This window comes from Mangrovimonas cancribranchiae (assembly GCF_037126245.1).
Classification (GTDB): domain Bacteria; phylum Bacteroidota; class Bacteroidia; order Flavobacteriales; family Flavobacteriaceae; genus Mangrovimonas; species Mangrovimonas cancribranchiae.
Genome location: NZ_CP136925.1, coordinates 1424957 through 1438167, shown reverse-complemented (window position 1 = coordinate 1438167; position 13211 = coordinate 1424957). Strand labels below are relative to the sequence as shown.

Genomic DNA, 13211 nt, shown 5'->3' with positions numbered 1-13211 from the left:
TAGTAAATAAATATATAAAATATAACATATGAAATCTTTTAAAGAGAAATCAATAATTATCACTGGAGCTGCAATGGGGCTTGGATTAGCTACAGCAAAATATTTAGCAGCCAAACAAGCTAATTTAACTTTAGTCGATTATAATAAGGAAGGATTAGACGCTGCAATTAAAGAAATCAAAACAGACTACCCTTCGGTTAATATTGAAGCCGTTTCTGCTGATGTATCTAAAGAAGAAAACGTTAAGAAATATGTAGCCAAAGCTAAAGAAGTCTTTGGTAAAATAGATGGATTCTATAATAATGCAGGGATAGAAGGTAGACAAGCAGATATGGTTGATTACGATTTAGATGTATTTAAAAAAGTTATCGACATTAATTTAATGGGAGTTTATTATGGATTACGCTATGTGTTACCAGAAATGGTTGAACATGGTGGTCGTATTGTTAATGTGGCATCTGTTGGTGGTATTCGTGGGGTTTTAAATCAAACGCCTTATGTTGCTTCTAAACATGCCGTAGCTGGGATGACAAAAAATGCCGCGCTTGAATACGGTAAGCATAGTATTTTCACAAATGCTATTGCGCCAGGGGCAATTTTAACTCCTATGGTTGAAGAAGCTTTTAAACAAGTAAATCCTGATGATCCTAAAGCAGCTGAAGCAGAATATTCTAAAAGGAACCCTACAAGACGTTTAGGTAAACCAGAAGAAGTAGCAAGCTTAGTAGCTTATTTGTTAAGTGACGATTGTAACTATGTTAATGGTCAAGTAATTGCTATAGATGGCGGAGAGTCTAATATGTATGGGAATGCTTAAATATATTATAAATTAATAATAAAGAGGAGTTGTTTTTACAACTCCTTTTTTGTTTTCGTAGATAAGTTTATTATCAGATTATCGCAATAACCCACTAAGATTCTTTAATTTTGCTATACCATTTTAATAATACATGAATTACCCAAAAATTCCACTAGCACAAACTGTTGTTCAGCTTTGTAAAGTAAAAAACATAAAGCATATTGTAATTTCTCCAGGAAGCAGAAGTGCTCCATTAACAATTGGTTTTACAGAAGATGATTTTTTTACTTGCTACAGTATTGTAGATGAGCGTTCTGCAGCTTTTTTTGCTATGGGAATTGCACAAAACATAAAACATCCTGTGGCCTTAGTATGTTCGTCAGGAAGCGCCTTGTTAAATTACTATCCAGCCATAGCTGAAGCGTTTTATAGTCATATTCCTTTAGTTGTATTATCGGCCGATAGACCAGAATATTTAATAGGCATAGGAGATGGGCAAACTATTAATCAGCCAGAGGTATATAAAAATCATATTTTATATTCGGCCAATTTAAAGCTAGATTTAGAAGATACTCCAAAGCGCAAGTCTGACGATGAACCTGTCATTATAAAAAATATAGAAAACCGATTAGAGCGTTTTCTAGGGCTTAAACAAGAAATTCAAGAAGCCAATGAAGAGGACATTAACTTAGCTATTAATAAAGCTATTGTAAAAAATGGTCCAGTACATATTAATGTGCCTTTCGAGGAGCCTTTGTACGATATGGTACAGGAACCAACAGTAACACCAAAAGTTATTGCTCCTCAGGAAATCCCTCAAAAAATAGATACAACAGAATTAAAAGACCTTGTTGATGATTGGAGCAATGCTTCAAAAAAGTTAGTTTTAGTTGGTGTAAACCCGAAAGATAGTATTGACGAAAGATGGTTGAATGATTTGGCTGAAGATGATAGCGTATTAGTTTTTACCGAAACAACGTCAAACCTACATCATAAAGCATTCTTCCCGAGTATAGATAAAATAATCTGGCCTTTAATGGATGACGAATTAGAACAATTACAACCAGATATACTAGTTACATTTGGAGGTTTAATTGTTTCTAAAAAAGTGAAAGCTTTTTTACGAAAACATCAACCCAAACACCATTGGCATATAGATACTGTTGCAGCCAACGACACGTTTTTCTGTTTGGATAAACATATAAAAATGTCACCAAATAGCTTTTTCAGTACCTTTATTCCAAAGTTAACACATCATAGAAAAAGTGATTATAAAACAACTTGGAAAGCGGTTAAAAAACATCGAAAACAAAAACATAACAGTTATTTAGAACAAGTTCCTTACAGCGATTTTTCTGTGTATAATAAGGTGTTTCAAGCGTTGCCAGATCATTCGGTAATGCAATTAAGTAATAGTTCTACTATTCGTTATTCGCAATTATTTGATGTAAACAAAACCATCGAAGTTCATTGTAATAGAGGAACTAGCGGAATAGATGGTAGTATGAGTACCGCAGTAGGTTTTGGGTCGTCAACAACAAAACAAACTATATTTATTACAGGCGATTTAAGCTTTTTTTACGATAGTAATGCCTTGTGGAATAATTATATTCCTGAAAACTTTAGAGTTATTTTAATTAATAATAGCGGAGGTGGAATTTTTAGAATTCTTCCAGGGCATAAAAACACCTCTAATTTTGACCGGTTTTTTGAAACTAAACATGAATTAACAGCGAAACACTTATGTGAAATGTATGGTTTTGAATATAATACTGCTGAAAACTTAGGCGAGCTAGAGGAAAGCTTAAACAACTTTTTCAACACATCAAATCAGCCCAAATTATTAGAAGTCTTTACACCAAGAACGATTAACGATGAGGTGCTTCTTAACTATTTTAAGTTCATTAAATAAACGTTAAATGTGACTTTTTAAATTTTTATGTGTCTTACAAAATAGTTACCTTTAAGAGATTTAAATTTTTAACTAAAAAAGATAAAAATGAGTAAAAGAGACGAATTAATTGCAAAGTATGCAGACAATTTAAAAAATAAAGTTGGTGAAACTCCAGATATGGATTTACTAACCAAAGTAACTGTTGGTTTAGGACCATCTATTTACAATGCAGATGCCGAAACAGTATCTGGTTCTGATGATTCTGAATTAGCGACTGTTAAAAACAACTTTTTAATTAAAAAATTAGGGTTAAGCGATAGTCCAGCACTAGACGAAGCCATTGCAAAAGTTATGGAGCAATACGGTAAGTCTAACCGTAACAAATACAGAGCGGTTGTATATTACTTATTAACGAAGCATTTTAATAAAGAATCTGTTTATTAGTAAACAGATTATCAAAATATATTTAAAAAAAACGCCGCTAAATTAGTGGCGTTTTTTATTTTTAAATATAATTATATCCTATGGAAACAGCAATACCAAAAGAAGCTCTTACGTTTTTTAAAAGACTAGAAAATAATAACAACCGAGAGTGGTTTAACGAACATAAAAAAGAGTTTAAGGCAATAGAAAAAGATGTTAAACAAATCTATAATAATCTGTTAGGATTATTAAATAAGCATGATGCGGTAGATAAGCTAAAAATGTTTCGTATTTATAGAGATGTTAGGTTTTCAAAAAATAAACTACCATATAAAACTCATTTTGGTGGATCATTTCATAGAAACAAACCAGAACTTCGTGGCGGGTATTATTTACACATTGCACCAAATAATCAATCTTTTATCGCAACAGGGTTTTGGCAACCCAATAAAGAAGATTTATTACGAATAAGGAAAGAGTTTGAAATAGATGATGATGAAATTAGAAATATTATAACTCAAGAATCGTTTAAATCGGTTTGGGGTACTATTGTTGGCGATGAAGTTAAAACAGCACCACGCGGATTTGATAAAAAACACCCAGCAATCGATCTTATTAAAAAGAAACAATACATTTTCACCAAAACATACACCGATGCTCAAGTAACATCAAAAGATTTTATAGATGATGTCGATAAAAACTTTAAAGCGATTAGGCCTTTCTTCGATTATATGAGCGATGTGTTAACCACCAATTTAAATGGCGAATCTATTATATAGCTTGTAACACATGGTGTTTTTGTAACATCATTAAATTATCTATCAAGCGTTCTTTAACCAAATTCATCATTCGTTTATTTAAAGCCGATGAATTGGTAATGTAAAACTTGTATTCATCTACTGTAAAAAGTCCAATTACCATACCTTTAAGCGAATTTCTAAACTTCATATCCTTATGTATGGCGTTTTCAATATAATCTATTTGCTTTTCGTTAGATAAATCGTAAAACACATTTTTATGCTTATTGGCATAATTTCTAAATACTTCAACAAACAAATCGTTTTGGAGTTTAATAATAGGTCTTAGCGTTTTATTTTGAAAACGCTCGTCGTTACTCATATTCTCTGGAAAAACTATTGAACTAATTTGAGGACGACACTGTAAGAGGTCTTGGTTTCTGTTGTTCATCTTTAGAAGTTTTCAATAAATTTAAAAAGATAGTTGTCTCAAGTAAACCATTACATAAATTGATGTTAACAAGGTTATTAACAATAACTTTTTAGCATGTATATATAAATCTTTGTTATGCTTGTTGTTGGTATGGCTTAAGAATATCGAGTATCTTTACGTAAAAAGAACACCATATGAAGTTTGGAAGCGTAGATAATCCAGAAACAATCGATTTTACCTTACCGCAAGACCATATAGACACAGTTAGAGTTTTATATAAAGCGAAAGATGATAATGTACCCGAAATTTATGTAGGCTGTGCCAAATGGAACAGAGCCGATTTAAAAGGGTTTTATCCACGAGGCACAAAAGACGAGCTAGAGTATTACTCAAGACAATTTAATAGCATAGAACTTAATGCTACATTTTACAGAATTTTTCCTGCCGAGCAATTCGAAAAATGGTACAATAAAACTCCAAAAGGGTTTAAGTTTTTCCCAAAACTAAATCAGGAAATTAGTCACTGGAAACGATTAAATGAGGTAAAAGAAGTTGTAGAGAATTATTTATATAATGCCTCCAATTTAAAAGAAAAGTTAGGCACTATATTTTTACAAATGCACAACAATTTTGCACCAAAAGATTTTAACCGTGTTGTGAATTTTGTAGAGAGTTGGCCTAAAGAAGTATCACTAGCTATAGAGTTTAGGCATACCAAATGGTATAATGACGAGGTTGTTGCAAACCAATTATACGATTTGTTAGAAAAAAATAACATTTCCAACGTTATTGTAGATACTGCAGGAAGGCGCGATTTAATGCATATGCGTTTAACAAGCCCTACAGCCTTTGTACGTTATGTAGGTGCTAACCATACATCAGATTATTCTAGGTTAGACGATTGGATAACACGTATAAAAGAATGGAGCGAGCAAGGTATTAAGGAAATAGATTTTTTTATTCATCAAAATATTGAAAAAGAATCCCCTTTATTAGCGGCTTATTTTATTGAAAAATTAAATACCGAATTAGGATATAACCTAACCATACCAAATAATAACAATCAAAGTAAATTATTATAAAATATGAGATTTCACACACGAAAATGGGTAAAACCCGAAGATTTAAATCCAAACGGTACATTGTTTGGAGGTCGGCTTTTAGCATGGATTGACGAAGAAGCTGCATTATATACACTTATTCAATTAGAAAATAAGCGTATTGTTACAAAATTTATGTCCGAAATAAATTTCAAAAGTTCAGCAAAACAAGGTGATATTGTTGAACTTGGTATTGAAGTAGTAAATTTTGGAAAAACCTCCTTAACGTTACATTGCGAAGCTAGAAATAAAATGACACGAGAAACCATTTTAACAATAGACAATATTATTATGGTTAATCTTGGCGAAGATGGTAAACCAACACCACATGGTAAAACCAAGATAGAGTACGTAAAAGATAGGTTGAGTTAAAACTTAATGGCTTTACAGCATCTAAGATTGTAGTATTATTCGTAAATTATAGTGGTGTAAATAAGAACACTTTAAATTAACTTAAAACCTTCACAATATGAAAAACAACTTTTTACTATTACTATTATCTTTTGTCTTGGTTTCTTGTGGCTCCACAAAGTCTGTCTCCAAAAGAGTTATGAAAGGCTATTGGACATTAGATGCTATTACTTACAGTGAATCGGGAAAGTTTAATGTAACGCTATTTAGCGATGCTTCAACCGATTGTTTTACAAATAGTACTTGGCGATTTATTCCTAATAATAACACAGGAATTTATACTTTAACGGGGAGTGATTGTAACGCTTCAGAAGATCGTCATTTTGTTTTTACTATAGATGAAGTTGATAAAGAGTCAGGACTGTATGACTTTCTATTAAAACCAACAAACTCAAAACACAAATCTGAAACAAATCACGGCTTTCGTGTAAAACTCGCGCAGTTAAGTGAAACAAGTATGCAATGGCAACAATCGGTGTCTTTAGAAGGAAAACCGTTTACTATTTATATGAACTTTTCTAAAATAAATGAATAATATGAAAACAACAGGTAATAAATATGCAGCTATTGTGTTAGCTGTAATCTTTTCAATAAGTTTAATTAGTTGCGAAGCAACAAAAAATGCAAACAATAAACAAAAAGGAGCTGCTATTGGAGCGGCTGGTGGCGCTATTATTGGTGCTATTATTGGTAACAATGTTGGAAAAGGCGGAAATGGTGAGTTAGGCGCTGTTATTGGTGGTGTTGTTGGTGGTGGCGCTGGCGTTTTAATTGGTCATAAAATGGATGAACAAGCCAAGCGTATTGAAGAAGAAATTCCAGGAGCAGAAGTAGAGCGCGTAGATCAAGGTATTGTAGTCACTTTTGATGAAAATAGTGGTGTTTACTTTGCTACAGAAAAGTATAATATTAATGCGGCATCACAAACCACATTAAACAAACTAGCGGCTGTACTTAAAGATTATCCAGATACAAATGTTTTAGTAGTTGGGCATACCGATAGTAGAGGAGATGAGAATTATAATATGACGTTATCTAAAAATAGAGCGAATTCAGTTAAAGATTATTTTGTACAACAAGGTTTAAGTGCCTCAAGGTTTACAACTAACTGGTTTGGCGAAACACAACCTAAATACGATAATAATACAGTTGAAGGTCGCGCCAAAAACCGTCGTGTTAATGTCGCAATAGTGCCTAATGAAGATATGATTCAAGAAGCTAAGACTAATAGTAATTAGTACAGTAATTTTTACCAAAAGAAAAGGCAACTAAGTTTTAGTTGCCTTTTTTGTTTATTCAGGAGTTTTCGCGTCTAAACTAAGTTCGAAAACTTCAAGGTTAAAATAGGGTACTGCGGATAAGGAATGATCGAAAATATCGGCAATAATATATTCGTAATTTTCCCAACGCTGATCGCTGCTAAAGGCATAAATCTCTAATGGAATGCCTTGCGGTGTTAGTGCAAGTTGACGAATCATAATTGTCATATCCTTATTAATAGCCGGATGGTTTTCAATATACGATTGCACATATTTTCTAAACACGCCTAAGTTGGTAAGGTTTCTACCATTAATAAGTAACGATTTGTCTATGTTGTTTTTTTCATTAAAATTGTTAATATCAGATTGCCTGGTGTTTAAATAATCTGTTATTAATTGAATATTCTTAAGCTCATCAATTGTATCTTCACTTAAATAATGAACACTACTTGCTTTTATTATAATAGAGCGTTTAATCCGTCTGCCACCAGACTGGCTCATGCCGCGCCAGTTTTTAAACGCATCCGATATTAATGCGTATGTAGGGATATTGGTTATGGTTTTATCGAAGTTTTGTACTTGAACAGTAGACAGGTTTATTTCTATAACATCGCCGTCGGCACCATATTTCTCCATAGTAATCCAGTCGCCAATTCTTATCGTATCGTTTACAGCTACTTGAATACTAGCGACAAACCCTAAAATGGTGTCTTTAAAAATAAGCAGCATTACAGCAGAAGCAGCGCCTAATGTGGTGAAAAATTTCCAAATAGAGATATCGGAAATAACAACAAAGGCAAAGCCAATGCCTACAACCCAAGAGAATAACAGGACAACTTGGATATAGCTATCTATAGGTTTGTCTTTTAATCTAGGTTTGGTTTTAAAATAACTTTCAAACGTTTTTAAAACACTACGTAAAATCCAGATAAATAAAACAATGCCGTAAATTTTAATAAGCTTTTCTATGGGTGATTCAAATCCAGGGAAATCTTCAAAAACAACAGGAAAAAGTTTTAATGTAATTAATAAAGGAACTAAATGTGCAATATAGTTAGGAGCTTTATGCTCGATAAGCATATCATCGAAATGTGTTTTTGATTTGTAAGCAAATGTATGGAAAGCTCTAACGAGTACTTTTTTAGCTAAGAAATCAGAAACCAGTATTAATACTAATAAAATAATGGCGAAGGCAAACATATTTAAATATGTTGCTGTAGTTTCACCAATACCTAATTCGGTAAAATAATTAAAGAAAAACTGTTTGTAGTTGGTCATTTAAACGGTTTGTTGTTTTAAAATTTTTTGATCTACATAAAATGTAGCAAAAGGAATTATCGATGCCAAAATAACAAGGGTAAATGTTTTGGTTTTCCATTGTAATTCTTTGCCTATTAATATAGCTAAAACAATGTATCCAACAAATAAAAGTCCGTGTGGCATACCTAATAATTTCACATATTGTGGATCATGACCTATATACTTAATAGGAACAGCAATAAAAAGAAGCAGAATATAAGAAATACCTTCCAATAAGGCAATAATTCTAAATACAGATATAAGTAATTTCATACAGAATGGGTTTTTAAATGCAAAAATACAATCTAAACCCTTAATTATTCACGAATATTTGTTAATAATAATTTAAATGATAAATATTGTATTTGCGTATAAAACAGTAACTTATCGGATAAAACTAACTAACAACGATTAAAATATTTATTATTTAAAATTAATAATAGTTTTACTTATAAGAGTATTTAAAAGTAGGCTATTGGTAGTGATGTATCTGTTTAATAACAAATTAAAAAAATGTATAATTATCCTATGGTTAGTAATAGGAGGAGGCGTGTTTGCCCAAACAACCCTAATTCCAGATTCTAATTTTGAACAAGCTCTTATTAATATAGGGATTGATACTAATGGTTTAAATGGTAATATTTTAAATAGTGATGCTATTACTGTAGAGTACTTAAACTTGGATCATAGTTTTATTAGTGATTTATCAGGTATAGAAGCATTTTCTAATTTAAAATATTTATTCTGTTTTGGAAATAATATATCAAATGTAAATTTATCACAAAACACAGAGTTAAAAAAGTTAGATTTACAGGAGAATAGTTTGTTATCTCTAAATGTGTCTAACAATACTAAGTTAAGAGAGCTTTATGTTAATTCTAATATATTGTCAAGTTTAGATGTAACAAACAATCCTTCTTTAAAAATACTAGAGTGTAGTTTAAACAATTTATCTAATTTGAATGTTACACAAAATCATAATCTTGAGCGACTAAATTGTTATTCAAATAATTTATCTAGTTTAAATATTACAAGTAATATCGAGTTAAAAAGTCTTACAACAACATTTAACCCCATAGGAAATCTAGACGTTTCTAGTAATACTCAGTTAGAGTTTTTATCTTGTGGCTCTAATGATTTATCATCGTTATCATTGGTTAATAACGTTATGTTAAAGTATATAGACTGTAGTAATAATACTATAACAGCGTTAGATATTTCTTCAAGCCATAATTTAGAGCGCTTATTTTGTAGTAATAATAATATTAATGCTTTAGATTTTTCTAATGCAAACGATTTAATCACATCTTATGCAGATAATAATAACATTAGTTTTCTAGATTTTTCAAACTGCAGCAATGTAAGACGTCTTAGGTTTAACAATAACACACTTTCAAATGTAGATTTAAGAAACCAAAATAATCATAATATAGTTGAGCTAGAAATGCTGCAAAACACAAATCTTTCTTGTATTTATGTTGATGATACTAGCGCTTCATATTTACAAGACTGGAGTGTAGGGAGTTCGTGTCATTTTGTTGAAAATGAGACAGAGTGTAATGCTTTATCTGTTGAACAGGAAAAACTAGATAATATATCAAGCTTACAAATATTTCCTAACCCAACTAAGGGTAAAATTACAATTAAAACAGAGTTTGCTATTAATGGAAAGTTAACCGTATATACGTTAAATGGTCAAACCGTGTTCTCAACAGATTTACAAAATATAAATAGTCAAGAAATTTATTTAGGCAATCTACAATCAGGTATTTACATGTTAAAATTGTTTTCTCATCAAGAAAATATAACCCAAAAACTAGTTATAAAATAACTATAGTTTAAAAGTAATAATTACTGTATTTTTAAAATAGTTCTCGTATCAGTTAGTTTATAGTGTCACTTTATTAATTTTAACTTTACATTAATTAAATGCATCACCATTTATGTGTATTTTTATCTAGATTAACAAATTAGCACAAATGAAATACCTTAAATTATCACTCACATTACTTATTGTTTTTTTAGTTTCATGCAAAGAAAAAACACAAGAAGAAGTGGCCGAAGTAAAACCAACAGAGTTTAAAATTAATTATGAAAAGTTCACACTTGATAATGGACTAGAAGTCATCTTACACGAAGATCATAGCGATCCTATTGTGGCTGTAGCAACCATGATGCATGTAGGATCTAATAGAGAAAAACCTGGCCGAACTGGGTTTGCTCATTTTTTTGAGCATATGAGTTTTAATGATTCCGAGAATGTGCCACGTGGCGCTAATAGAAAAATGATTCCGGAGTGGGGAGGAAGTAGAAATGGTGGAACTTGGAGTGATGGTACGGTATATTATGAAGTGGTTCCTAAAGATGCCTTCGATAAAATTATGTGGATCGATTCCGATCGTTTTGGTTACATGATAAATACGGTTACCAAAGCAGCTTTAGAGCGAGAAAAGCAAGTGGTGAAAAACGAAAAACGCCAACGTGTAGATAATGCACCTTATGGCTATACCGATGAAATTATTCGTAAAAACTTATATCCAGAAGGGCATCCTTACAATTGGACAGTTATTGGTCAGTTGCCAGATTTACAAGCCGCTACAATTGACGATGTTAAGGAGTTTTACAATAAATATTATGGCGCTGCAAATGCGACTTTGGTTATTGCAGGCGATATTGATGTTGCTGAAACAAAGCAAAAAGTAAAACAGTGGTTTGGTGAAATTAGAAAAGGGCCAGATGTAGAACCACTACAACCTATGTCCGTAACGTTAAATGAAACAAAGTCGTTATACTTCGAAGATAATTTTGCAAAACTACCTGAACTACGTATAGTAATACCTACCGTAGAAGAATATCATAAAGATACTTACGCCTTACAAATATTAGGTAATTTATTAAGCGGTAGTAAAAAAGCGCCGTTATATAAAGTGCTGGTTGAAGAAAAGAAATTAGCTCCTAACATTGGTGCTTACCAAAGTAGTAGCGAGTTAGCAGGAGAGTTTATATTTAGAGTTCGTGCCAATGCAGGAACAGATTTAGATAGTGTAAAACTAGCTATAAATGAAGGGTTAACACGTTTTGAAGAGCAAGGTGTTAGCGAAAAAGATTTAAAGCGTATTAAAGCTGAATTAGAAACAGGCCTATATCGTGGTGTAAGTACTGTGTTAAACAAGGCTTTTCAATTAGCTCAAGATAACGAGTTTAATGGAGACCCAAGCTACATCACGCAAACAGCTAAGCTTACTAAAGCCGTTACCCCAGAAGATGTTATGCGCGTTTATAACAAGTACATAAAAAATGCCAATTATGTTATGACAAGCGTTGTACCCAAAGGACAATTGGAATTAGCAATAACAAATGCAGATAAAGCTGAAGTGTGGATTGAAGAAGTAAAACAAGATGTAGCAAGCGAAGAAGTAAGTCAAGGTGAAGAAGCCGAATACGAAAAAACACCATCTAAATATGATAGAAGTGAACCACCTTTTGGAGAATTACCATTGTTTGAAACACCAGAAGTTTACCAAGAGAGCTTAGAGAATGGCTTAACTGTTTATGGCATTGAGAATAATGAAGTGCCTTTAATACAGTTCGACATTACCATTCCTGGAGGACATTTAATGGATCCAGAAGGAAAATCTGGAGTTGCTAATTTATTCACAGACCTTATGATGGAAGGTACAGCCAATAAAACCCCAGCAGAGTTAGAAGAAGCAATTGGTCTTTTAGGAGCTAGTATTAACATGTATGCAGCTTCAGAAGATATGCATATTTCAGGATCATGTTTGGCTAAAAACTTTGAGGAAACCATGAAACTGGTTAAAGAAATTATTTTAGAACCTCGTTGGGATACGAAAGAGTTTACCCGTTTAAAACAAGCCTTAGAAACTAGTTTAAAGGATAGCGAATCCAACCCAAGAAGAATAGCATATAACGTTTATGCAAAATTACTGTATGGCGACAACCATAACTTTGGAGTGCCAACTTCAGGAACCTTGGAAACAGCCAAGACCATCTCTATAGAAGACCTTCAGGCGTTCTATAGTAAACTATCTCCAGAAGGTGCTAACTTACACGTAGTGGGCGATTTAAATCAATCTCAAGTTATGAATGTAGCTGGAGTGTTAAACGACTGGAATACCCCTCAATCAATACATCCGCAGTACAATTTACCAGAAACCCCTAAAACAAACACGGTTTATTTTGTTGATGTACCAGGATCTAAACAATCGGTATTATATATAGGTAAATTAGTTTTATCTGAAACGAACCCAGAAGCCAATAATCTAGCTTATGCTAACGAGATTTTAGGAGGTGGTTCAAGCGGACGCTTATTTCAAACATTACGTATAGAAAAAGGATATACTTATGGAGCATATTCTGGAATACGTGAAAGTAAAGAAGTAGGGCCATTTTATATAAACTCTAGTGTAAGAGCAAACGCCACCTTAGCATCTTTAGAAATTATTAAAGATATGGTCGCTAGTTATGCTGATAACTTTGGTGAAGAAGAATTGAATATAACTAAAGACAAACTACTTAAAGGAAACACAAGAGCATTAGAAAGCCTAGGTGCAAAACTTGGTATGTTGCAAGATATTAGTAAATACAATAAACCAGTAGATTTTGTAAAGCAGGATCAAAATGAATTAGTAGCCATGTCGTTAAGCGATTATCATAACATGATTAACAAATACCTACAAGAAGAAGACATGCTTTATGTGGTAGTAGGTGATAAAGAAACACAATGGCAGGAAGTTGAAAAGTTAGGAAAACCTATGGTAGAATTAGATATTCAAGGCAATAAAGTAAAATAGAACTAAATAAAATAAAACCAGTAAAAAGCGACGTATCTCTAT

General features: G+C 32.2%; 13 protein-coding genes. 10 read left to right on the top strand and 3 right to left on the bottom strand.

What is annotated here, in order from left to right:
• The first annotated feature begins 28 nt into the window (after positions 1 to 28).
• From R3L15_RS06425 to R3L15_RS06410, 4 genes are all read left to right on the top strand, one after another.
• Complete coding sequence (locus R3L15_RS06425) at positions 29 to 817, top strand: SDR family oxidoreductase (RefSeq protein WP_338733961.1); 789 nt, start codon at positions 29 to 31, stop codon at positions 815 to 817.
• A 133-nt stretch (positions 818 to 950) separates the two neighbouring features.
• Positions 951 to 2711, top strand: coding sequence for a 2-succinyl-5-enolpyruvyl-6-hydroxy-3-cyclohexene-1-carboxylic-acid synthase (gene menD, locus R3L15_RS06420; RefSeq protein WP_338733960.1), 1761 nt, complete (start codon positions 951 to 953; stop codon positions 2709 to 2711).
• An 87-nt stretch (positions 2712 to 2798) separates the two neighbouring features.
• Positions 2799 to 3137, top strand: coding sequence for a DUF2853 family protein (locus tag R3L15_RS06415; RefSeq protein WP_338733959.1), 339 nt, complete (start codon positions 2799 to 2801; stop codon positions 3135 to 3137).
• An 80-nt stretch (positions 3138 to 3217) separates the two neighbouring features.
• A complete protein-coding gene (locus tag R3L15_RS06410; RefSeq protein ID WP_338733958.1) occupies positions 3218 to 3895 on the top strand; it encodes a DUF2461 domain-containing protein in 678 nt (225 codons plus the stop codon).
• Here the strand turns inward: R3L15_RS06410 and R3L15_RS06405 are convergent.
• The gene (locus R3L15_RS06405) at positions 3888 to 4304 is read right to left on the bottom strand and encodes a glyoxalase (RefSeq protein WP_125468451.1); all 417 of its coding nucleotides are present in this window, start codon (positions 4302 to 4304) and stop codon (positions 3888 to 3890) included. The two genes, R3L15_RS06410 and R3L15_RS06405, sit on opposite strands and share 8 nt — an antisense overlap.
• Before the next feature lie 176 nt (positions 4305 to 4480).
• Between R3L15_RS06405 and R3L15_RS06400 the strand changes: the two genes are divergently transcribed.
• The 4 genes from R3L15_RS06400 to R3L15_RS06385 all read left to right on the top strand — a co-directional run bounded on the left by R3L15_RS06400 (position 4481) and on the right by R3L15_RS06385 (position 7035).
• The gene (locus R3L15_RS06400) at positions 4481 to 5368 is read left to right on the top strand and encodes a DUF72 domain-containing protein (RefSeq protein ID WP_338733957.1); all 888 of its coding nucleotides are present in this window, start codon (positions 4481 to 4483) and stop codon (positions 5366 to 5368) included.
• 3 nt (positions 5369 to 5371) lie between these two features.
• Positions 5372 to 5758, top strand: a complete 387-nt coding sequence (locus R3L15_RS06395; RefSeq protein WP_338733955.1) for a hotdog domain-containing protein — start codon at positions 5372 to 5374, stop codon at positions 5756 to 5758.
• Positions 5759 to 5855: 97 nt separating this feature from the next.
• Positions 5856 to 6332: a lipocalin family protein gene (locus R3L15_RS06390; RefSeq protein WP_338733953.1), complete on the top strand. Its 477-nt coding sequence runs from the start codon at positions 5856 to 5858 to the stop codon at positions 6330 to 6332.
• Between the two features lies 1 nt (position 6333).
• Positions 6334 to 7035: an OmpA family protein gene (locus R3L15_RS06385; RefSeq protein WP_338733952.1), complete on the top strand. Its 702-nt coding sequence runs from the start codon at positions 6334 to 6336 to the stop codon at positions 7033 to 7035.
• Positions 7036 to 7089: 54 nt separating this feature from the next.
• Here R3L15_RS06385 and R3L15_RS06380 read toward each other — a convergent pair whose 3' ends face one another.
• Both R3L15_RS06380 and R3L15_RS06375 read right to left on the bottom strand, forming a co-directional pair.
• On the bottom strand, positions 7090 to 8334 hold the full coding sequence (locus tag R3L15_RS06380; RefSeq protein ID WP_338733951.1) for a mechanosensitive ion channel domain-containing protein: 1245 nt from the start codon (positions 8332 to 8334) through the stop codon (positions 7090 to 7092).
• Positions 8335 to 8628, bottom strand: a complete 294-nt coding sequence (locus R3L15_RS06375) for a DUF3817 domain-containing protein (protein WP_338733949.1) — start codon at positions 8626 to 8628, stop codon at positions 8335 to 8337.
• 211 nt (positions 8629 to 8839) lie between these two features.
• On the opposite strand from R3L15_RS06375, the gene R3L15_RS06370 reads away from it, so the two are divergent.
• Positions 8840 to 10186: a T9SS type A sorting domain-containing protein gene (locus R3L15_RS06370; protein WP_338734116.1), complete on the top strand. Its 1347-nt coding sequence runs from the start codon at positions 8840 to 8842 to the stop codon at positions 10184 to 10186.
• A 148-nt stretch (positions 10187 to 10334) separates the two neighbouring features.
• A complete protein-coding gene (locus R3L15_RS06365) occupies positions 10335 to 13169 on the top strand; it encodes a pitrilysin family protein (protein WP_338733948.1) in 2835 nt (944 codons plus the stop codon).
• The last annotated feature ends 42 nt before the right edge of the window (positions 13170 to 13211 follow it).

What these genes read in the sequence shown, in the direction of transcription:
- R3L15_RS06405 (WP_125468451.1), bottom strand. Translation starts at nt 4,304, where the DNA reads ATGAACAACAGAAACCAAGACCTCTTACAGTGTCGTCCTCAAATTAGT.
- R3L15_RS06400 (WP_338733957.1), top strand. Translation starts at nt 4,481, where the DNA reads ATGAAGTTTGGAAGCGTAGATAATCCAGAAACAATCGATTTTACCTTA.
- R3L15_RS06370 (WP_338734116.1), top strand. Translation starts at nt 8,840, where the DNA reads ATGTATCTGTTTAATAACAAATTAAAAAAATGTATAATTATCCTATGG.
- menD (WP_338733960.1), top strand. Translation starts at nt 951, where the DNA reads ATGAATTACCCAAAAATTCCACTAGCACAAACTGTTGTTCAGCTTTGT.
- R3L15_RS06410 (WP_338733958.1), top strand. Translation starts at nt 3,218, where the DNA reads ATGGAAACAGCAATACCAAAAGAAGCTCTTACGTTTTTTAAAAGACTA.
- R3L15_RS06390 (WP_338733953.1), top strand. Translation starts at nt 5,856, where the DNA reads ATGAAAAACAACTTTTTACTATTACTATTATCTTTTGTCTTGGTTTCT.
- R3L15_RS06380 (WP_338733951.1), bottom strand. Translation starts at nt 8,334, where the DNA reads ATGACCAACTACAAACAGTTTTTCTTTAATTATTTTACCGAATTAGGT.
- R3L15_RS06385 (WP_338733952.1), top strand. Translation starts at nt 6,334, where the DNA reads ATGAAAACAACAGGTAATAAATATGCAGCTATTGTGTTAGCTGTAATC.
- R3L15_RS06415 (WP_338733959.1), top strand. Translation starts at nt 2,799, where the DNA reads ATGAGTAAAAGAGACGAATTAATTGCAAAGTATGCAGACAATTTAAAA.
- R3L15_RS06425 (WP_338733961.1), top strand. Translation starts at nt 29, where the DNA reads ATGAAATCTTTTAAAGAGAAATCAATAATTATCACTGGAGCTGCAATG.
- R3L15_RS06395 (WP_338733955.1), top strand. Translation starts at nt 5,372, where the DNA reads ATGAGATTTCACACACGAAAATGGGTAAAACCCGAAGATTTAAATCCA.
- R3L15_RS06365 (WP_338733948.1), top strand. Translation starts at nt 10,335, where the DNA reads ATGAAATACCTTAAATTATCACTCACATTACTTATTGTTTTTTTAGTT.
- R3L15_RS06375 (WP_338733949.1), bottom strand. Translation starts at nt 8,628, where the DNA reads ATGAAATTACTTATATCTGTATTTAGAATTATTGCCTTATTGGAAGGT.